At 48.8% G+C, this 22,253-nt stretch carries 11 protein-coding genes and 3 pseudogenes; 9 read left to right on the top strand and 5 right to left on the bottom strand.

Translation table 11 applies throughout. The annotated features are described in order from the left end of the window. Positions 1 to 348: 348 nt before the first annotated feature. Positions 349 to 1,914, top strand: a complete 1,566-nt coding sequence (locus EL098_RS03925) for a methyl-accepting chemotaxis protein (RefSeq protein ID WP_126354939.1) — start codon at positions 349 to 351, stop codon at positions 1,912 to 1,914. A 41-nt stretch (positions 1,915 to 1,955) separates the two neighbouring features. Here the strand turns inward: EL098_RS03925 and EL098_RS03920 are convergent, their stop codons facing one another. Further along, a complete protein-coding gene (locus EL098_RS03920; protein ID WP_126354937.1) occupies positions 1,956 to 2,672 on the bottom strand; it encodes a Type III secretion system effector HopBA1 in 717 nt (238 codons plus the stop codon). 422 nt (positions 2,673 to 3,094) lie between these two features. On the opposite strand from EL098_RS03920, the pseudogene EL098_RS03915 reads away from it, so the two are divergent. The 6 genes and pseudogenes from EL098_RS03915 to drmC all read left to right on the top strand — a co-directional run bounded on the left by EL098_RS03915 (position 3,095) and on the right by drmC (position 11,816). Beyond that, positions 3,095 to 3,925: pseudogene (locus EL098_RS03915) on the top strand (IS3 family transposase). Between the two features lie 275 nt (positions 3,926 to 4,200). Further along, a complete protein-coding gene (locus EL098_RS03910) occupies positions 4,201 to 4,416 on the top strand; it encodes a helix-turn-helix domain-containing protein (protein WP_126354935.1) in 216 nt (71 codons plus the stop codon). After that, the gene (locus tag EL098_RS03905) at positions 4,413 to 5,660 is read left to right on the top strand and encodes a DNA cytosine methyltransferase (protein ID WP_197718538.1); all 1,248 of its coding nucleotides are present in this window, start codon (positions 4,413 to 4,415) and stop codon (positions 5,658 to 5,660) included. The genes EL098_RS03910 and EL098_RS03905 overlap by 4 nt, the downstream gene beginning before the upstream one ends. Next, positions 5,653 to 9,096: a DISARM system helicase DrmA gene (gene drmA, locus EL098_RS03900; RefSeq protein WP_197718537.1), complete on the top strand. Its 3,444-nt coding sequence runs from the start codon at positions 5,653 to 5,655 to the stop codon at positions 9,094 to 9,096. The genes EL098_RS03905 and drmA overlap by 8 nt, the downstream gene beginning before the upstream one ends. A gap of 5 nt (positions 9,097 to 9,101) precedes the next feature. Further along, positions 9,102 to 10,982: a DUF1998 domain-containing protein gene (drmB, locus tag EL098_RS03895; RefSeq protein WP_126354933.1), complete on the top strand. Its 1,881-nt coding sequence runs from the start codon at positions 9,102 to 9,104 to the stop codon at positions 10,980 to 10,982. Positions 10,983 to 10,994: 12 nt separating this feature from the next. Then, positions 10,995 to 11,816 (top strand): DISARM system phospholipase D-like protein DrmC, encoded by an 822-nt coding sequence (gene drmC, locus EL098_RS03890; RefSeq protein ID WP_126354931.1) that lies wholly within the window; start codon positions 10,995 to 10,997, stop codon positions 11,814 to 11,816. Here the strand turns inward: drmC and EL098_RS03885 are convergent. The 3 genes from EL098_RS03885 to EL098_RS03875 form a co-directional block, all read right to left on the bottom strand. Next, positions 11,810 to 15,733: an Eco57I restriction-modification methylase domain-containing protein gene (locus EL098_RS03885; RefSeq protein WP_126354930.1), complete on the bottom strand. Its 3,924-nt coding sequence runs from the start codon at positions 15,731 to 15,733 to the stop codon at positions 11,810 to 11,812. The two genes, drmC and EL098_RS03885, sit on opposite strands and share 7 nt — an antisense overlap. Then, positions 15,733 to 18,801, bottom strand: a complete 3,069-nt coding sequence (drmD, locus tag EL098_RS03880; protein WP_126354928.1) for a DISARM system SNF2-like helicase DrmD — start codon at positions 18,799 to 18,801, stop codon at positions 15,733 to 15,735. Before drmD ends, EL098_RS03885 begins: the two co-directional genes overlap by 1 nt. Positions 18,802 to 18,970: 169 nt before the next feature. Continuing rightward, positions 18,971 to 19,420 (bottom strand): hypothetical protein, encoded by a 450-nt coding sequence (locus tag EL098_RS03875; RefSeq protein WP_232012313.1) that lies wholly within the window; start codon positions 19,418 to 19,420, stop codon positions 18,971 to 18,973. 94 nt (positions 19,421 to 19,514) lie between these two features. Here EL098_RS03875 and EL098_RS03870 point away from each other — a divergent pair. Continuing rightward, positions 19,515 to 19,631, top strand: a pseudogene (locus EL098_RS03870) (transposase); the annotation flags it as partial. 219 nt (positions 19,632 to 19,850) lie between these two features. Here the strand turns inward: EL098_RS03870 and EL098_RS03865 are convergent. Further along, positions 19,851 to 20,873 carry an IS110 family RNA-guided transposase gene (locus EL098_RS03865; RefSeq protein ID WP_126354926.1) on the bottom strand — a complete coding sequence of 341 codons (1,023 nt, stop codon included), beginning with the start codon at positions 20,871 to 20,873 and terminating at the stop codon, positions 19,851 to 19,853. Positions 20,874 to 20,939: 66 nt separating this feature from the next. Here EL098_RS03865 and EL098_RS03860 point away from each other — a divergent pair. Further along, positions 20,940 to 21,922: pseudogene (locus EL098_RS03860) on the top strand (IS3 family transposase); the annotation flags it as partial. Between the last annotated feature and the right edge of the window lie 331 nt (positions 21,923 to 22,253).

Below are 22,253 nucleotides of genomic sequence, written 5' to 3'. Positions count from 1 at the left end.
TAAACATTTGTTAGCAGACGTAACTGCCCTGGCGGGTGCCTCATTTATCACCGAAAGAAGCAGGCCAATACCATTTAAAAAATCAATATATTGATAATTAAAATAGAATATTTGACTTAGGGAAGTTAAAAATAAAAACCATTTTTACTTATGAAATAGAGCATTGCACCTCAGGCTACACTCCTGACGCTCTCGCCCGCCTCCCCATTGACAACGAATTTCCTGCATATTAATTTTTCTATTCGCTTAATAACCTGCAAGGCGACTTACCCTCCTGTATCCACTGCAGGAAAAAACTCTGACAACACCAACACCATCATGCTCAATATTAATTAAAAGAGAGTTATCATGTTTAAAAACCTTTCCGTTGGCTCGCGAATTTCCGGCAGCTTTATCATTATTTTATTGACGCTGGTTGTTCTGACGCTGGTGGCGATAATGCAGGTAAATAAAATAAATAATGCCCTGATTACCATTAACGATATCAATAATGTTAAGCAGCGCTATGCCGTTAACTTCCGCGGCAGCGTGCACGACCGCTCGATAGCCATCCGCGACGTGACGCTGGTTCCTGCCGGCGAACTGCCTGGCGTAATCGACCATATCCGTAAGCTGGAACAGGATTACCAGGCATCCGTTCAGCCGATGGAGGGCATCTTTTCCCTGGGCAATGACGTCACCCCGGCAGAACGCTCGCAGTACGAAAAGATAAAAGAAGCCGAGCAGCAAACTCTGCCGCTGGTGAATGAAATTATTTCTCTGCAGCAAAAAGGCGACGTGGAGGGCGCACGCCGGATAATCCTTAATCAGGCTCGTCCGGCATTTGTTAACTGGCTGGCAACCATAAACGGCTTCATTGACATGGAAACGCAGCTGAACGATACGCTTGCCAATACCGCTCGGGGCATCGCACGCACATTCCATCTTTTAATGCTGACCCTTGCGCTGGCTGCAGTGGCGCTTGGCCTGCTCATCACCTGGTCGACAACGCGCAAAATCACGCTTTCTCTCGGCGGTGAACCAGTCGATTTGCTGCGAATGACCAACGCCATCGCGGCCGGAGATCTGACGCAAACCCCTGCGCTGCGCAAAAAAGACACCAGCAGCATTCTGGCCTCCCTCACCCATATGCAAAACGCTCTACGTCAGCTGGTGCTAGAAGTACGCAGCAATGCCGAAGGGGTGGCCAGCGCAAGCGCTGAAATTGCAAAAGGAAGCAGCTCGCTCTCTGCTCGTACCGAAAACCAGGCTGCCGCCCTGCAGCAAACTTCGGCGGCCATGGACCAGGTGGCAGGCACCGTACGCAACAATGCAGAAAGCGCGCAGTATGCCAGTAAGCTAGCCAGCTCCGCTTCCAGCGAAGTTGCTCAGGGCAGTGAAATGGTGCAGGGCATCGTCAGCACCATGGAGGAGATTACTCAGGAGTCAGTACGCATTGCGGATATCACTTCTGTCATTGAAGGCATTGCTTTCCAGACCAATATTCTGGCGCTTAACGCAGCGGTTGAGGCCGCCAGAGCCGGTGAACAGGGGCGAGGTTTCGCCGTTGTCGCCACCGAGGTTCGCGCTCTTGCGCAGCGTTCATCCAGCGCTGCAAAAGAAATCAAAGGCCTGATTACGGGCTCTGTCCAGCGGGTGAACAGCGGTGCACAGGAGATCGATCGGGCGGCGGAAACCATGAGCAAGATTTTGACTACCGTCAGCCAGGTGAACAGTATTGTGAACGAAATTGCGCATAATTCGGCGGAGCAGGCGGCCGGCGTTAACGAGGTCGCACAGGCCGTCGCGCAAATGGATAAGAATCTTCAGCAGAACGTCTCCCTGGTAGAGGTGACCTCCTCTACCGCGACATCGCTCGATACCCAATCCCGCATCCTGCGTGAAACGGTGAGCGTTTTCCAGGTCGCTTCCTGACGCGGGAAGAAAAACGGGGGAAGAGTTATTCCCCGTTTTTCTTATTTCGGTATGTGAATCACCAGATGGCTGTTATCGTCTTTATCATTCAGCGAGCAGCCTGTGCCCTGCTCACTAGCGCTAAAGGCGACGACCGGGCCAGGACGCATATCCTTCGGCCCCTGCTCACGGCTGTGATGAAAATGCCCGCCGCCGCCCCAAACCAGCGTTTTCCTGGCGCCAATCGCACGCTCCTCCTTTTCCGTTGCGGCGTTCCACGCCCCGTTCAACGCCAGCCTCTTATTCATATATCTGATAGCTTCCATTGGCGTTTTTGGCGCCGCGCCCGCGATATGGCGGTCGATGCCGGCTACGGCAATTCCGGCTTTGTGCGCTTCATAAAGTGCCCCGGCCACTTTGTCTACCCAGGCCTCACCGTGTTTCGACCAGGCATTCATGATGAAGTTTTTTGTTGCCTCTTTTCCATGAGCCAGCGCCTCTCGAAACAGAGCATTGTCGCTGTACTTCACAAACTCTACCGCCAGCAGCTCTACTCCCGCCTTTTTCAACTCGGGAATGGCATGCCGGACGAAATCCGGAATTGCGTGCTGGCCATGGAGATCGCCAAGGTAGGCAAGCTTGTTATCATGGAACAGGTCCGCCAGCGCCTGGACAGCGTCGTTTACCGGCGGCTTAATTTTGATATCAGGATGGATCCTTGCGCTGGCACTGAGCGTGGCAGGCTGAACGCGGCTTGACTGGCCGACTGCAGAAAACATGGTTATCTCCACTGTTGCGATGTTTTCTGGTGAGTGGCTGGCAGAAAATTCAGTTCCGGGCCGACGAGCGAAAAATATGTATCTAAAAGCGACGCCCATACGCTAATGATGCATTGGTGTTTTATTATTGAATAATATAGATATTTATTTATATATTATTTAAACCTACAATTCTACCTATAGAATATGTGAGCAGTGAATATCAGATGCTCATAGTTGCTGGAATTTTTGTTCAGCACGCTTAGCCATATACTTCAAAGCCCTGCAGGCCCCCCTCCCACTTCATTAATCCTACCCACTATTAGTTGACACGCGACTAAGTGAGTAAACTCTCGACCAGAGGTCGATTACTCATGACAAAACCAGCATCAACCAGCAAAACAGCCAGTAAATAGTACACACCCGAATTCCGCGATGAGGCACTGAAACTGGCTGAGCGTATTGGTGTCGCTGCCGCCGCCCGTAAAGTCAGCCTGTATGAATCACAGCTCTACAACTGGCGCAGTAAACAACAGCAGCAAATGACATTCTCAGAACGGGAGAACAAACTGACTGCTGAAAATGCCCGCCTCAAACGCTAACTGGCTGAGCAGGCAGAGGAGCTGGCCATTCTCCAAAAGGCCGCGACAGACTTCGCGAAGCGCCTTAAATGAAGTATGTCTTCATCGAAAAGCATCAGGCTGACTTCAGCGTCAAAGCCGTGTGTCGCGTGCTCCTGAGTGCCCGAAGCGGTTTGTATGCGCGGCTCAAACGTCGCCATCAAGCCGGCCCAAACCACCAGTTCCGGCTCATCTGTGATATTGCTGTCAGTCAGGCATTCACTGGGGCATAGCAGCGTTATGGTGTGCCTCGTCTCGCCGAAGAACTGCCTGAATATAATTTCAAAACCATCGCCGCCAAACTGCGCAGTCAGGAACTGCGGGCGAAAGCCAGCCAGAAGTTCAGCCCAGTCAGTTATCGTTCATACAAGCCGTGGTGACCAGTACTGAACAGCGGATTATCAGGTATTGCTGAAGCGGCATAGCCTGCACAGCTGCATGAGCGCAAAAGGTTTCTGCTACGATAATGCGTATGCGAAAAGCTTCTTTCATTCGCTGAAAGTAGAGTGTATCCACGAGGAACGCTTTATCAGCCGGGAAATAATGCGGACGACGGTGTTTAATTATATCGAGTGTGATTACAATCGGTGGCGTCGTCACAGTGCCTGTGACGGTCTCAGCCCGGTACAATTTGAAAACGAAAATCTCGCTTAGGGCTGTGTCCACATTACATGGGTGGGATCACATACCTTTCCAAAAAGCTTTCGGTGTACAGCATGTAAGTTCTACGAACGTCTGCTGAGTGCCAGAAGCGGGCATCGTGAAGATGCCTAGAATAATAACTACTTAGAGTCGATTCAGTACGATATCTCCACACCTAATGACTAATATGCTGTGATGTTGGCAACTTGCCCTAATATCATCTAATAACGTAAAGTGAGCACAAACAGACGAAAATTACCTCTTTCAGGTCATAATGGGTATCTTGGATGATCAAAAACCATCTTTCTAGGTTGATGGGGGAGCGGAGACTCAAAATTTCAGATGTTTCGCGAGACACTGGGATAAACAGGGGGACCCTGACGAGGATGTATCACGAGACCCTAGTGAGGATTGATTTAGAAACGATTAATACTCTCTGTGAGTATCTCTCCGTTTCTGTAGGCGAGCTGCTCGAATATCAAAAAGGCGAGAACAATACATGAGTAGTAAGCAGGCAAAAACCATGATTTCCTTGTTTAGCGGAGCCGGAGGCTTAGACTTAGGGCTGAGCGCAGCAGGATTTACTAACAAGCTCTGCGTAGAAATTGATCCCATTGCACAGCAAACTCTCGCTTTAAACCACCCCAAGTGGAAACTTGCCTCACCGGGTGACATTCATGCATTGGCTCCCAGTGAATTGTTAAGACAGTCAGGACTAAAGCCCAAAGAGTTGACCCTGCTTGCCGGTGGGCCGCCCTGCCAGCCATTTTCCAAGTCTGGATATTGGGTTACAGGCGATACTGATCGACTAACCGACCCGAGAGCTAAAACCCTGAAGGCCTATCTCGATATCGTCCGCGAAGCACAGCCGGAAGTGATATTGCTTGAGAACGTCAAAGGCATTGCTTATTCCGACAAGGATGAAGGGTTACAACTGTTGGTAAATGAGCTGAACAAGATCAATCGAGAGAAAAAAACTAATTACCATCCACATGTAATATCTCTAAACGCAGCTGACTATGGTGTTCCTCAGTCACGAGAACGTGTATTTATCGTTGCCAGCAGAGATGGAAAGCATTTTAAACTGCCTGCGCCAACGCATTTCGATCCTGATAAACTAAATGGTCATGGGCAACCTCATTTAACTACGTGGGATTCGATTGGCGATTTGGATGTCGATATTTGGTTGGATGAGGTTAAACCTTCAGGCAAATGGGCGGAGCTTTTACCAACAATTCCTGAAGGCCAAAACTACCTCTGGCATACCGAGAAAATGGGTGGGCTTCCCTTATTCGGTTGGAGAACTCGCTTTTGGTCATTTCTTTTAAAGCTCGCGAAAGACAAACCAAGTTGGACGATTCAAGCTCAGCCAGGCCCAGCAACAGGACCTTTCCACTGGAAAGGCAGACTACTTTCGATTCGTGAACTAGCCCGCCTACAAACTTTTCCTGATAATTTTCAGTTTTCCGGAGATCGACGTGCGGCGCACATGCAAATTGGAAATGCGGTTCCGCCGGCAATTGGCGAATTTTTTGGCTTGGAAATTCGGCGCCAGTTCTTTGGTGAGCGTGTTCGTAAAAAGCTGAATTTGATTCCTAAAAGACGTAACGATTGCCCACCACCGGAAAAGCCTAAAGCAGTACCGAAAAAATACTTGTCTTTAAGTGGCACTCACGATGCCCACCCAGGAACAGGAAAAGGTCCAAGAGCACAAAAACGCGAACAAAAGGAACAAGCCAATGCCTGATAGCAGCAAACGAGAGTCGCGCTCACGAATTCTAGAAGCTCTCGAGCGGGAATTAATGGGGCCATCAACAGCTGACGAATCAATCAATGAATTTCCGACAACCCGATATATCATAGGTCGTTTGGCGCCCCTCAAGTCTGAAATTCCCGACTATGAAAAAGATGAACTAGCTGCGGGCAATGACGATGATGAGGGTGGAGGGTACGAATCACAACCTCCGCTCATTGTAGGCTTTAGCCCTTCATCTATGGGACTGTCCTTTCTGATTTCGCTGGAAACAAAAACCATCCATGCCAATGCTTTCTGGGGCGACTATCGCCGCGAAAAACATTCATCTGAAGGCCGCACCTATTGGAAACGCTATCAGCGATCCGTTTTAGTAGAGGGCATACCGGTTGATAAAATTGGCAAACTGAGTCCGATTCCCTTATCAAAATCCAATGCGCCCGCGTCAGTCACTGTTACTCCAGATGGCTTTAGACATCAAGGAGAAGATGGCGACGGTGATGGTCAGGTTTTTCTGGAGGGTGTTGTTCACCATATTGATGGCGCCAAGGCGGTCAGTTTATTTCTGGTAAATCGCCGACCTAAAGGTGACGATTCTGACAAAGCAAAAGATCAACAATGGTTAATGCAACCAAAACTACAGGTGTTTGGGGCTGACAAATACCCGATCTTCATCGCCAAAGATTTCGATAAAGACATATCCAAAGATCCTGAAATTGCGGCAGCCAATATGCTCTATCGTGATGCCAAACAATTCGCCACAGGGCACGGGGTCGCTGCAGGATGGGATGGCCTAAACGTCACCCGTGACCGCGCCAGCCTATTATTCACGGATTTTATTCCGAACTTCGAAGTGCCAAGCCTCATAGCCCAAAGTGGAGCGATTTCCGGTCTTAACTTGGATATGTGGGAGCTAAGCCAATGCGCAACGCCCAATGATTTGTTCCAAGCTATCGAACCGCTCGTACTGACCTACGAGAAATGGGTGGCCGATAGAAAAGCGGAAACGCAGAGAGTGCCCTTTAACTCGACGCCTGAAAATATTGATACGTCTAAGGTACTTATTGAGTGCTGCAAAGATGCTGCCCGAAGAATGCGTGAAGGACTGGAGCTAATCAGAGACGAGAATAATGCGTTTGAGGCATTTTTATTTTCCAATCACGTTATGTGGGATCAGCGCATTCACGCCATTTGGGCAGGCCGCACAAAAGATAGTGCTGATGGAAAAACAGTTGGATCGCCTTTCGACGAAGATATTAATAATTCGGGCAACCGTACTTGGCGTCCGTTCCAGATGGGCTTCATCTTGCTCAACATCGCCAGTATGGTGAATAAACCCAAATCCGGAGAGAAAGTTGCAGCAGACCGCAAACTCGTTGACCTACTTTGGTTCCCAACGGGTGGTGGTAAGACGGAGGCCTATCTCGGGCTCGCGGCATTTACACTGGCCTATCGGCGCTTGCGCGGCGATGTTAATGGCCTAGACTCCAGCGCTGGCGTTTCCATCATCATGCGCTATACCTTGCGCCTACTTACGGTCCAGCAGTTTCAACGAGCCACGGCACTAATCTGCGCCTGTGAATTGGTGCGTAAGAGCAATTCTGAAAAGTGGGGACAGGAGCCCTTTAAAATTGGCCTTTGGGTGGGTAAAGCAACTACGCCAAACGATGCCAAAGCATCTGGAAAGGCGTTGGAAGATTTAGACGAAGGCAAAAAACCACGAGATGGTAGTCCGGTTCAGTTGGTGTCGTGCCCTCGCTGCGGCACCTCACTGGTAACCCAGCAAGGCAAACCTGAAAATCAAACTTACGATTTTGATAATGTGCGGCTAAGAACACTTGTTCGGTGCCCCAATCCAAAGTGCGAATTCTGTGCACGTAAGTCAAATGATCAAGGTTTACCAGTTGTTGTTGTCGATGACGAAATCTACCGCGAGTGTCCTTCACTGGTTATTGCTACAGTGGACAAATTTGCTCGCATGCCCTTTAAGGGCGAAACTCAGGCACTCTTCGGCCTGCGCGACAGATATAGCCCAACCTACGGGCATCTAACGCCAGGGCATGGTGAAAAGCCAAACCAGCGTGTCGTCAAAGACGCTCAGCGAGCACGTCGGTTGGTGCCACCAGAATTGATTATTCAAGACGAATTGCACCTGATCTCTGGCCCACTGGGTACCATGGTCGGCCTATACGAGACTGCAGTAGATTTTCTCACCCGGGTGGAAGTCGAAACTGGTGTTTCGATACCGGCTAAGATTATTGCCTCTACTGCGACCATTCGCCGAGCTCGCGAGCAAATTCGTCAGCTCTACAACCGCGACCTATCGATCTTTCCTCCTAGCGGTTTGTCATCTAAAGATTCCTTCTTTGCCAAAGAGCAGGAAATTAAAGAGGATGACGACAAAACTGCCGGCCGCCTCTATGTCGGATTGAACGCCCCTGGCTCCAGTACCAAAACCTTGTTGGTGCGTGTTTATGCAGCGCTGTTGGCAGCGGGTGAAGCCGAAATTACGCGAGACCATGAAGCCGCAGACCCTTATGCAACAGTTGTTGGCTACTTCAACAGTCTGCGCGCATTGGGCGGCGCTCGTCGTCTGGTTGAAGACGACATTAAGAAGCGTCTTCGCTATTTATCCCAGCAGCGAGGATTCCCGCAACGCTATATCAATGATCCTGATGAGCTGACCAGTCGACTAGATTCCTGGCGTATCCCTGGTCTGTTAAAACGTCTTGATAACAGATTTCCACGCGAGCAGGGTAAGCAGCACCCAGTTGATGTCTTGCTGGCCACCAATATGATTTCAGTTGGTGTAGACATTGACCGCTTAGGTCTCATGGTCGTAACTGGCCAGCCTAAAAGCACCGCTGAATACATTCAGGCAACCAGCCGCGTAGGTCGCAAACACCCAGGATTGGTCATTACCATGTATAACTGGCTGGGTGCGCGTGATCTTTCACATTACGAACACTTCCGAGGCTACCATGCAGCGCTTTACCGGTATGTGGAAGCCATCAGTGTCACGCCTTTTTCTTCTCGCGCATTAGATCGTGGTTTGCGTGGCGCCTTCGCTGCGATGCAGCGTTTGGGTGGCCAAAATATGGCGAGAGAAGTGCAGGCTCAGAATTTTGATCCTGCAGTGCCTGGAACAGATTTGATGATCACCGACATTACCTTGCGCGCAGCTGACTTGGTCGGCAAGAAAAACGCCAAACTGGTTAACGAACGCCTGATGTCCAGCCGAGATGATTGGGCACACTATGCAGATGACCTGCTGCGCTATTCTTGGCTGAAAAGTGGCGAGCGCCCACCAAACAATGCCCGGGTTTTGCTGAAAACGTCGGGTACTGATAACGAAGGCCAATGGTATACCCCCGGATCACTGCGGGAAGTTGAGCCAACAGCGGCATTTTATCTGAGTGATGAGGAGTAACACGGATGTCGAGTAAAAGAGCGATTGGCGACGTTCGTCCCAGTCAGGTAATCACCACATTTGGCCCCGGTGCGATTGTCGATCTACAAACTTTGTCGGTCATCGTCTCTGGCATAGATACCTGGCAACCTCAGGAGGAGTTGGTGATTCGGGAGCCTCGATTAGAGCGAGCCCTTAGAGTAAGCCGATTCTTTCAAGCTGAGCCTGTAAGTAGTGGGTTTGGATATAAAAAAGGAACCGTGCCTGTTAGTGTTTTTCCAAGGTATCAAGTATGTAGCAACCCGAATTGCGCAACTTTGTCTGAGTATAAAGGTTTGAAATATGGATACCCCTCTTCGGAGAACAGAACCGAAAAACTGAAAAAGGAATATGGCGGAGATCCTAATTTCAATCACCTATGCCGTTACAACGACATCACGCAAGAAATTGAGTGTAAAGCTCCAAACTGTTCGGGACGTGGTAAAGGTAAGCGGGCACCTACTGTACCTGCGCCATTCGTTGTGGCTTGCCCGAGTGGGCATATAGATGATTTCCCATGGCATGCTTACGTGCATCGTGATGCTGGTGATCCGTGCAGGCAGCGCATGCAGTTGGTTTATTCTGGTACGACCGGCTCGGTTTCAGATATATGGGTCTATTGTGCTTGTGGAAAGAAACGAAGCGTAAGTGATGCGTTTGGCGAAAACCGCAGTCTTGCCTTGGGTGAATGTACCCGCAAGCGTCCTTGGCTGGGGATAAAAAACAAAGATCCGCATGAGTGTAAACACGCCGGTCAGCTACGGGCGATTCAACGCGGTGCCACAAACGGATGGTTCCCCTTGGTGCGCAGCGCCTTATCAATTAAAGAGGCAGCCAGCCCGATTGGCCAGGCATTGAAGAAATGTCCGCAACATCAGGTTGAAAAGATCGATTCACAGGAAAAACTGCAAACACTGCTGGATATGGAAATGTTTCCAGCGCTAACAGAGTTCAAAGCCGAAGATATTTGGCAAACCCTGTTGAAAGAGCGTGGCGAAATAGAAACTGATGAGATTGATTTGCGTCTGCCGGAGTGGAACGCCTTCCGCAATATCGAAGGCAGCAACCAAGGCGATCAATACGACTTTTTTCTCGAAGCCGGCGAAGTGCCCGATTTCCTCGCTGATAAAGTTGATCGCATCGTTCTGGCCCGCAAACTTCTGGAAGTGCGCGCACTCACCAGCTTTACCCGCATCGATTACGCTTCGGGCATGGATGACGACGGTATGGGAGCCTCGCGTGCGCCCATCTATAAAGAGCGGCAGGATTGGTTGCCAGCCGTCGAGGTACGTGGTGAAGGTATCTTCTTGGAGTTAAAAGAAGAAGCCTTAACTGCCTGGGAAAAGGAGTCTGCCGTACAAAAGCGCGCTGCCGCCATCGAGCAAAAATACAAAGAATGGGCCGCTGAGCGGGGTGTGGATGCAGATGACTTCCCCGGCGCGCGTTATGTGTTGCTGCACAGTCTGGCCCATGTACTCATGCGCCAATTGGCGTTGGATTGCGGCTATTCCGAATCGTCGGTTCGTGAGCGTATCTACAGCAGTACCGATCCCGAGCGCAAAATGGCCGGAATACTGTTGTACACCGCCAGCGCGGATTCCGAAGGCAGCTTAGGTGGTCTGGTGGATCTTGGCACTAAAGAACGTTTCCCGAATTTAATACACAACGCATTGGAAAATGCTAAACGCTGCTCATCAGACCCTCTGTGTGCAGACCACCAACCCGATGTACATGCCACCATTAACGGGGCTGCTTGCCATGCCTGCGTGCTGGCACCAGAGACTTCTTGTGAGGCATTTAACCGCTTTTTGGATCGCAACTTCCTGATGCCCACCATGGCATACAGCAATATGGCCTACTTCAAATAACGGGGAGTAGCCATGTCTGCTATCAGAGATAAATCTGCCTATGTTTTAGCGCAGGCAGTACGCCAGTTGATAAATGCAGGTGCCTTTGGCGAGGTGCTCTCTGGGGTGGAGAGGTGTGTACTAAGCGCACAGTCGGGCTCCGCCACCATCGCCAAACTTGCATCTGGGCGTGGTGCAGTGCAAAGCGCACTTTCAAATGTGATCGCCATTTGGGCTAATGAATGTTCGGCACTCACTAATGGTGCCTTTGCCCTGCAGTTGGCTGCGCTGAAAGAGGCTGTGCTGCTAACAGAAGGCGAAGCTACGCAAACCGAAGTGGTCTGGACCGGCCCCAAAGTGGAAGGTTCGTACCTGCGCGCCACCCGTCAGGTGGTACAGGATATTATCTCTGCCGCGGAGTCAGAACTTTTGGTTGTGGGCTATTGGTTGGCGGGAAAGGAGGATTACGAAGGCATCATCAATGACATCATCGAGTTGATAGCTCATGCCGTCGCGCGAGGTGTAAAGGTCACCATGGTGCTGGACGAGGGCGAAAAAGGCTACGGCAAAAACAACCGCGATACCTTAATCGCCTTGTGGCCCAAAGGGGTTGCCTTGCCAAAACTGCTTACGTGGAGAATCCCCGCTGACGATAAGCACCTTAAACTACACGCCAAGGTGCTAGTCGCCGATCGTCACGACGCCTTAGTCACTTCAGCCAATCTCACCATGTATGCGCTGGATCGCAATATGGAAATGGGCGTTCGGGCGCAGGGGCAACCCAGTGAACGGATTGCCGATCATTTCGAATTATTGAGGTTGAAACAAGTACTCATCGATTATTTAGGTCAGTGATGAACTTGCTTTTCGTGAAGGCCTAGCAGTCTTTTGATAATTTCATCTCTGGTAGCCATTTTAATGGTATAGCCAAACGGATTGTGGGGAAGCCATCCAGCATTTCTGAAATCAAATTCCAAATCCAAATCGTCAAAGCCATAAGCCTTAGCTACAAGTTCGTTGTGAAAGACTATAGATCTACGAAAATCCTTTATCACCTCATCTTCACAAGAGTGGTCATCGACCAATTTTTGTAGCTCTCTAAGGGATAGTTTTTTTTCTCCGAGAATATTTCTCCTATTGAAATAGAAAGATTTAGCATTGTCTTCGATAGAATTTAACGCATCTCGGTCAGGAAAGGGGAAGTTGTCAAAAGAGTCGCTAATAGAATAGCGCAAATCATTTTTCATTGTTGTGGAAAATCTTTCCGCCCAAACCTGATGAAAAACTGACTGCAAAACTCCAAACACAGAGTACTCATCTGTGGAAAAAATTACGACAGCGTCAGAAGGGATCCATGCATTATCGATTTTTTCTACAAGATGTAAGTTACTGACTCTTGAACGACCGAAAGAAAACTCTTTCTTTTTTAACAGCTCAAAAAATTCTTCTCGACGATCCCAATGAATCCAGTAGCGACTCTCGTGTATTTGACCTTTTAACTTATCTCTCTCAGGTTTTACTGTTTTTGTAACATGGTTAAATACTTGTTCATATGTCTTTGCGTCCTCTATATCTAGATCCCCGAAATCTATACAAAAACGACTTGGAATTGATCCGGATTTGTTGTTTATGTCGTCACCTACTAAGTATGGCTTAATGACATCATTGTTTTTTTGATCAACCAGAAAAAGATCTGCTTGATCAGGTGATAAAACAAATCCTTTGCCATAAACGTACACCCCTGTTCCGCACAGGCCGGAATTCCTATTAATTGGAGCCGGAGTTTCGTTACACGCGATCGAATCTAAGTAGGAAGATATAAGCTCACATTTGACATCCCCCAAAGTCCGATCACCAAACCATGGCCCTCTTTTAGCGTGAATGATTGAAACAATTACATTAGCTTTTCCTGGCCATGTCAAAGACGGTATTGCATGATACAGCTCGAAACCTGAGTTCAACATCCGAAGCAACCCCAGCTCTCTAGTATCCCCTTGAGAAATAGTGTTTGTCGTAATAAGTCCTATGCTCGAGAGTTTCGAGCCTCTAAGTAAGTCGAAGGAACATCTAAGCAAGAAGTATGTGACTAAGTCACAAGCACCTTTGTTTCCATTTTTGTATAGACTTAGATAGTCAGCGGTTTCCTTCCCAAGATTTGTGCTTATTTTCTTTCCCCCAATAAATGGAGGATTACCAATCAGAGCATCAAAACCACCACTTTCACGATGAAAAACCTCAGGAAACTCTGTTTCCCAACAAAATGGATTAATAGGATTGTCACCGGTAGTAAGTCTTAAAATTATTCTCTCTATTTCAGCAGGAGCCTTTTCATTCTTTTCCAAGACCTCCATCCAGTCACGGTATTCGATTAATTTGGCTTCACGCTGCTTGGCGTTAGAACCATCAAAAAAAGCCGCAATCGCCAAGGCTGCCTTCATGCGAATACAGGCAAGAGCCTCTTCGGCCATGCGGTTTTCTTTTTCTTTGCTGACGAAATCTTGATCGGCAATGTTATGAATCGCTTTGCGGTGTTGCTCTGCCTCCTCGACTTCTTGCTCAGGCATACTCGCAAGCAGCGGGCCGAACTTATTACTAACCTGCTTCCAAGTGAATTCACTAATCTGCGCCGGAGTAAGACCAACAAGAGAGTTCCCATGTTTGAGTGAATGATCTAGAAAAGTAAAAGGGCGATCATTGGATAACGTTGTTAACCAAAGCGATAGCTTAGCCATTTCAACTGCGAGCTTGTTGATATCAACACCGTAGATACAATACTCCGCCACATAACGACGAGCGAATACAACACGTTCCTCACGAGATTCCGGCATCAGGTTTTCGCTGGCCTCCCCCTGCGAAAGGGTACCAAAGGGCATGGTTAAAATGCTGTCTAGCTGTTCAGCTGCTATGTGCTCCCAAGCATCCACAAGTCGCTCAGCCAAATAACGGGTGGCTTGTACCAAAAATGCACCGGAACCCATGGCTGGGTCACAGACCTTAAGGGCCAGAATCTCCTGCGGGTTTTTAATTAACCTTGGTTCAACCAATAAACCGGGTTTTTCTTCCACGTTCACATAGACCTGATGTTCTAAAGTGCGGCGTACCACCGGCTCGGTCAGAGTTGGCGGCGTATAGTGAGCCCCGCTGGACCGGCGTTCTTGGCCGTGGGTGACGTACAGGCCACCGGGCCGCACTATGCCCAGAGGTCGCAGAAAGCGTTCAACCGGTTTTGCTTGCGCTAGCAACTCAGCATCATCGGTGCCGAGGTTCACCAATGTTTGTCGCTCTTCGTTGCGTTCCAATACCTTCTTAATAGTGCCTGCCGTTTTACTGGTGAACTGGGCCAAGGCTTTGATCAGCGCAGCTTCGTTAAGCCCGACAAACTCGCTTGCATTCACGGGAGCGGGTTCGTCGATCTTCGGGCCTCCTTGCAATAGCAGCAGAGTTTGGTTGATCGGTGCTCTGGCCACGCGGCGATCAAGCAATCCTTCATACATATGGCCAATTTGCTCGACAGCCAGCGTACGATAACTCACCAGTTGGCGCACACCATCGGCTTTGGCATATTTCAGGCTGCGCAGAATATCGCGGATAGCCGCATCTCTGACCTTAGGCGGTTCCGGCACCTCTGTTAGCCATTTACCATTCTTCGCCCGGCCCTCCAACAATGGTGAACAGTCAGAGTCAAACAATTGGCCGCCGTGAGCGGCAATGCGGATATCCGGGTCTACACTGCCATCATGTAATATACGCGCGCTAGCTAACAGGCGTGCATAGGCAGCATAGGAATGTTTTAGTTTTTCTGGCGCCAGACGGCTAGTTTCCTCAAGCTCAGTGAGTAGGTGCAATACGCCATAGGCCCTGTCGTAAGTTACATTACCATGGGGCAGCAAACCATTTTCTTCGGCATAGAGGGTAAACAGCAAGCGCATGATAAAGGCAACGCTAGACTCAAATACTTCCGCTTCGCTGTATCCCTCCAGAAATTGGCCGCCCAACTCGGCATCGGTTCTATCCAGTTCATGTACCAGAATTTGTAGGGCTTCGCGTACTTGATTACCCAACTGATCTGCCACATCCAACTGGCGCTGACGGCTTTTTTTAATCAGTTCAAGAATGACCTGATCGCGCGGCCCTGCAAAGAAACGTGATTCACCTAATAAATCCTTAAACGCCGCTAGAGTATTTGTGTCGTCATTCCAGGTTTGAACTGTCCAGGTCATCCATGAGGTGGATTCTGAAGGTGACGCCACCACCAAGCGCCAGGCTTCGCCATTGGTAAGCAAGCCGAGTTCAGCACCTGTTTCACGCAATAAGCGTTCGAATTTGGTGGTGGGCGATGCCTTCCAGCGGCCTTTGTCTTGCAGCCAAGGCTTATCCAGTGATTGCTCGCGTGGCACTTCCAGCACCAACATCACCATGTTGCCTTCATCGAGCAATACGCGAGTTGGGCGTAGAACTTCCTGCTGTTCGTGCAGGTTAACCACCCTGTCAGCTGGAATTGCCGCCCCTACCTGCCAGTAGTCTTTGTCTTTGAGACCGAGAAAGTCTTCGAGGATAAAGTTAATCCAAGCGGGCTGGCCATTTCCTGCCACCATACCCTTAGGCAGATTCCAGATTTCCCGCTGCTTTCTGAATACTGCAATTTCTGCCTTATCGAGCGAGCGAAAATTGCCTACATCAGCGAGAACGGGTTCGCTTAATACGACGCCGGTAATTTCAACACTGGAAAGCCAGCGGTGCTGCCGGTTTGCGATACGTTTATTGATTGCCATCAGTAAATCCCCTTAGGCAAAATTACCTCTAGTGCAACCGGATACATTTTTTTGTTTGTAACCTTATACAAATTTCGTAGGCGTTTTGGCTCAGCTTCTCGTTCTTGTTCAAGCTGTTCAAGTCTGTATTGTAGGGCAATTAAATCCTGCTCTCGCTGATCTTGCTCTTCGTCATCAAACACAAACTGTAACTGCATCTCCAAAGAGCGACTCTGCCAATCTTTGATAGCCTTACGAATTGCCATAACTCGTTCTGTCGATAGGCTTTGTGCATGTTTACGGGCCACCTCGCCACGCTCATTTAGAGTAGTGATTAATACTTTAGTTTCTTCTGTGGCAGCGTTCGAAAGCTGTTGCGTAATAGCTTCAATAAGCGGTGCAATAAGTGCCTTTACGCTCTCTAGATGGCCCGTAAAATAAATCGCATCATCCGGTCGAGAAACTGCTTGCGGGACAAGAGTGTTCTCCTGAATTAAGAGCGAACAGCGGACTAATCCTTCGTGGAGTCGATTATTTTCTGGCCCCAGCAATACTAAACGTCCCCAGGCAATGATGACAGGTACAATAATCTCGGAGGATTCTGTGATGGTTACACGGTTTAACTGGTTTTTGGTTGATTGAACTCCCCACATCTGCACACGAAAGGTAGAAATTGCCCGTCGCATGAGTGGGTGATCAAGGTGAACAATACCCACTGCATCATCTGCACGAGCTTTGTCTCGATTAAATGAAAAACGCTTTTGTAGGTACTCTGTGCTGACGTAGGCTTTACATTCTGTCCAAGCCGTTGGCACGTGTATTAATGAAAACTCGCCATCACCCAAATCCATGATTGCTTCAGTACAGCCTTCCAGACTCAACGCTTGGCATAGCAGGTCAAGCTGATTACTTTCAGAGATATCAAGTGCACTGCGAGTTCGGTTCAAAGCATCGACCATTTGCGTGACGCTTTCATTATCCCGAGCTTCTAGCGCCATTTCTTCTCGTGCAAGCCGTCTGCGAGCGTCATCATCAATGGCAGCAAGGTTAACAGCTTGTCCCAGCGCTTTCTTTCTTACGTTATCTGCTATTAAAGCACCAACGCTGCCTAGATCATTTCTTATAGTTTCGACTTTATCGACGATAAGTTTAAGAAACTCGGAGTCCTCTTGGTTTTTAAACACAAAGTGATGAATGCGAACTTCGTCTGCTTTTTGCCCGTGACGGTCTACACGGCCGTTACGCTGCTCAAGTCGGGTCGGGTTCCAGGGGATTTCATAATGAATCAGATTCCGGCAGTGCTTCTGAAAATCGGCGCCTTCAGAGGCAGCATCCGTAGCGAGTAAGATACGGATATTAGTTTCGTTGTTTGGTGATTGAAATTCATCGTTGATCTTTTGCCGATCAGAGTCTTTCATGCCGCCAATGATGGTTCTGGTGAAATCAAGGAATCCATGCTTTTCAAGAATCCGTTCTAAATAATTGAGCGTGTGCTTATATTCTGTGAAGATAATGACACGTTCGCCATTCCATTGATCGCCATCGCGAAGACTTCTATTGATCCACCCGATTAGCGCTGCCGCCTTGCTATCTTCCTGAATTGAAAAATGTGATACCTGCGTATCAACAATTTCAAACATACGCTGAAGCATTTCCTTCTCATCTGCTGACAGCTCTAAAATCAATTTGGAGGCGGCTCTTGTCGCAGCCTCTAGGTTGTCCTCTTTATCTTCATCATCGCTCCAATCTTCCAATTCTTTTTGCTCGAAGCTGTTAAACAATGATTCGCCAATACCAAGCTCACCCTTAATGCCAGCATTTTCTGTGTGTACGATAAGGCTCTCGCGTAGCGCCAATGGTGAAGATAAAGCTCGTTTTTTCAGCAACGTTAGGATGAACTGTAGAGGGCGTTCAGAACGTTTGTCGACAGAGGTCAATCGGCTTTCAGTGTAAGTATTTAGAAGATTGAATAGACGTTGTTCTTCATGGCCTAGTGTGACATACAGCTGTGGGTCTATTATTTCATCTCTAGGCATGATTACACGCTTTGGAAAACGCAGTGAGCCGTCTGGGTTGATGATGTCTTCTTTCAGACGTCGAATCGTAACGGCTGAAAGCTGCGTCTTATCAAGGCCAGTGCCACGAGAAAAACGAAGATTGTCCAGAATCTCCAGCAGGCCCGTAAAACTCTCACGATAACCATTATGGGGTGTAGCGGTGAGAAACATCTTGTGTTCGAATTGTTCAGAAATCGAACGCAACAGCGATGTGCGCTCAGAGTCTCGGACATATTGTTTTTTGCCAGACGGTGCTGCGTTATGAGCCTCGTCGAGGATCAGCAAATCCCAGGGCCTGTTGTTAGGACTTTCTTCTAGTCTTCGCCGAATAAACTCATCAAACAAACGGCGAGGGTGCTCTGTTTTGAGATAATCAATTGATGTCACAAGACGAGGAAAGCTGGCCCAAGGGTTAATACTAGGTCCGTACTCCTTCCGCATTTTTAGAACGGAATCTCGATCGATGATCTTGAACTCGAGGCCGAACTTTTCAGCCATCTCATCAATCCATTTAATTCGTAAGTGCGCCGGACAAACAATGAGTACACGACTTGCTCGATGGCTATGGATCAGTTCTTGAGTGACTAAGCCCGCTTCAATGGTTTTACCCAGACCAACATCATCTGCCAGCAAAAGTCGAACCTTGGGCATATTATTCGCGCGGATAACAGGCGCCAACTGATACTCTTCCATCTGTACACCACCACGGAAGGGGGCTTGCAGAATATCGCCAACAGCCAACGAGCTTGCGCTCCACTGAAGAGAACGAATAAATGCATCAAAGAGGATCGGATCGTCGTGACCTGTGATACAAGGCAAAGAGGTTGATTCGACAACTGCAGGAGCGATTTCTCGTTCCCAAATCACCTGGATATTTTCGCCAAGCGCATCATCACTCAGACATTCCAGAGAGAGCCTATGTATCACATGTTTTGTTTGAGCTTTGGTGATATTTACTGCGGTTACTGCCCATATCTTGTGGCGTAGTTTGACGATTTGGCCCTGCTCGGGCGCTGCGCCGATCTCTGACATAATTTTTATCTGTTCTGTTCAAGATGAAAATAGATTGACTAAGCTTCAATCCGAGATAAGTGCTGCGATAGTACAGTAATTTCTTTTTTCATTCACCTTGGCTTCTCCGTTCATATTGTTGTGGCTTACTGAATTCTGCGCCCCAGTTCAATTCTGATGCAGTAGCCTTTTACTCCTTTTCTTTCATTGTGAAACCATGCCAGTCCGGCAGTGAAAGCGCGCCCGTTGCCACTACCCCATCGTGATCGAGCATACAGACTTTGCCAGGATTCAACCTCACAACCTCACGGATAAACGCCTGCTCCACACCACAGATCATAAACGCCAACAGTGCCTTATTTCGCGCATATTGCTGATGGTGAGTCTTTTCACGCTGATACTCCTCACTATTCAGATCCAGTATTAATCCGACTTCATTGGCGTACCTGTGATAGTTACGCGGTGATGAACAACTTTTGCGGTGTGCGTCATGCACACGCTCCAGCAATGACTCAAGTGAGCATCTCAACGGGCTGACATACTGGTTCCACCAACGCAGGATCTTCAGCGCCTTTTTCCTCCTATTACCGCACCACTGATAAACTTTTGCTCCAAGGCCATCATTAATACCGATAGTCACACGCCCAATTCTGTATGATCTCTTCCCTGAAAACAGTGCCAGTCTAAACTGAAGTCTTCGGTCTTTCTTCCATCTCACAGAGAGGCACATCGCCATGAAAAAGACCCGTTATACCGAAGAACAGATCGCGTTTGCGCTGAAACAGGCCGAAACCGGTACTCGCGTCGGAGAAGTCTGCAGAAAGATGGGTATTTCTGAGGCCACTTTTTATATCTATGGACTACCTCCGTTTTGCAAGTACCGAATCTGGTTTTGGGTTGTTGCTTACATCTATCCGGCATCAGGAAAATCTGTGCCCAAATGGGTAATCCGCACACAATCGCCTCAACAACTGGACGGCCTCTGAGGCCAGTATAAAAATCAGGTTCCGATTGTGCAGGTGCAACCTGTCACCATTTCTCAGTACACTGCAACTTTTTCTGGAAAGATATTAACTGCCCACTATCTGATACTCGGTTTCATTTCTCAGCATCGACCAGATTATTCTCGCGTTTTTATTAGCGACCGCCACGGTCGTTTTATTAAAACCGCGCCGCTCCTTTAACTGGTTAACCCACTGATTCATATAACCATCATTGTTATTCGTGGCAACCCTGACGACAGCGCGGGCACCATGAATAAAAAGTGTCCGCAGATGCTTGTCGCCCTTTTTTGTCATATTCATCAGTACCAGCCTGTCGCCGCTCGAGTGCTGACGCGGAACCAGGCCAAGCCATGCAGCAAAGTGACGGCCATTCTTAAATTCAGTTCCTTTGCCGATAGCGGCAACAACTGCCGTAGCCGTTTTAGGGCCGATGCCTTTAACTTTGGCTATACGCTGACAGGCTTCTGACTGCCTGAATACTGTTTCAATTTCCTTATCAAAAAAATGGATCCGACGCTCGAGATCGTTAAAGAGATCATAGAGCTCTGCAATTGTTCTGCGCATACAGGAGCTCAGACCGTTTTCTGCATCTTCAAGGATCAGGGGAATAGCCCGGCGGGCTCTGGAGACTGCGCTACCAATGGGGATCCCCCGGTCAAGTAACAGCCCTCTTATCTGACAAACTGTTGCGGTACGGTGATTAACAATACGCTGCCTTGCCCGGTGTAAAGCCTGGATATCCTGTTGTTCCGGGCTTTTTGGTGGCACGAACTGCATTGTCGGTTGCATCAGAGCCACTGCGATGGCTTGTGCATCATTACCGTCATTTTTTTGCCCGCGGACGAAGGGTTTTACGTACTGAGGACTGATAACCTTTACTTTATGCCCCAGTTTCTCAAACTCACGCTGCCAGTAAAATGCCCCTGTGGACGCTTCGATCCCGATCAGACAGGCCGGTATATTTGCCAGGGTCTGGAGTAATTCATTTCGGCCAGTGCGCTTCGTATAAACCGGTTTGCCTGCCTGGTTTAACCCGCAAAGCTGAAAAACGTTTTTAGCCAGATCAATACCCAGAAATACGATATTCATGGTGATTCTCCTGGTGAGTACATTTCGTACAGTTAACCGCAGAGGGAGGAGGTAGTCCATCCCATTAACTGGAAGAAGAAATTTGCCGGTCTGGGCGTAACAGAACTCCGTCGTTTGCGACAGCTGGAGGATGAAAATCAGCGACTGAAAAAGCTTGTGGCTGATCTGAGCCTGGATAAAGAGATGCTGCAGGAGGTGCTGAAGCAAAAGTTCTGAGGCCGGCTCAGAAGCGTCAGGTGGTACATTTTCTGCGGGAAGCTTACCGTATCAGTGTCCGGCGGGGATGCGGACTGTTGATGCAGAGCAGAACCGTTTACCACTGGCAGAGTCGGCGGGATGATCGGGCGATAACCCTGCGCATCAGGGAGATAGCGGAAACCCGGATCCGCTACGGTTGCCCGCGTATTCATATCCAGTTACGGCGGGAAGGCTGGCCTGTTAACCACAAGAAAACACACCGGATTTATTGTCTGGAAGGACTTAACCTGCGGAGAAAACGTCCGCGCAGGCATGTCAGTGCAGCACATCGCCAACAGCGTCCCGTCCTGACCGGTGTCGATCAGTGCTGGAGTATGGATTTCGTGTCGGATAACCTGTTTAACGGACGGCGTTTCCGGGCGTTAACTGTAGTGGATAATTTTAGTCGTGAATGTCTGGCGATCCAAGCCGGAAAGTCGCTGAAGGGTGAGGATGTGGTCGGTGTGATGGAAGGGTTACGGGTACTGCGTAAACGTCAGCCTGTACGTATTCAGACAGATAACGGCAGCGAGTTTATCTCGAAGAGTCTGGATAAATGGGCGTATGAAAACGGGGTGACAATGGACTTCTCTCGTCCCGGAAAGCCGACAGATAATCCGTTTATTGAATCATTTAACGGTAGTCTGCGGGATGAATGCCTGAACATTCACTGGTTCCTGTCACTGGAAGATGCACAGGACAAACTCGACAACTGGCGCAGGGAATACAATCATGAGAGAACGCATTCATCATTAAATGACATGACTCCGGCTGAATTTATCCGGAGTCTGCAAAAAGACGAAGATCTCTGATTTAGCACTGCATTGATTTTGGGCCAGGGTCATGTAGGTGGTGGTATGGACTATGGACTTGCACTGTTTCCGGGTCAGCCCGGTATGTTCCATCATCTCCGCATAGATAGAAGCATCCACGCAGTAATCAACACCATATTCCCTGAACAGATGGTTCAGACAGGCCAGATTGCAGGCTTCGATGTCATAGTTGAGTAACCCGCAACGAAACTTCGCTTTCAACTCATTGGGTAGATTCTGGAACACCTGATCGTAATACCGCCCTCCAAATGTCAGACGATAATGATGGTCATATGGACTGACCCCACCCCGGTAGACGATCCTGCCCTAT

The organism is Cedecea lapagei (assembly GCF_900635955.1).
Taxonomy (GTDB): Bacteria; Pseudomonadota; Gammaproteobacteria; order Enterobacterales; family Enterobacteriaceae; genus Cedecea; species Cedecea lapagei.
The sequence above is the reverse complement of the archived record's forward strand: the minus strand, read 5'-3'. Positions and strand labels throughout refer to the sequence as shown.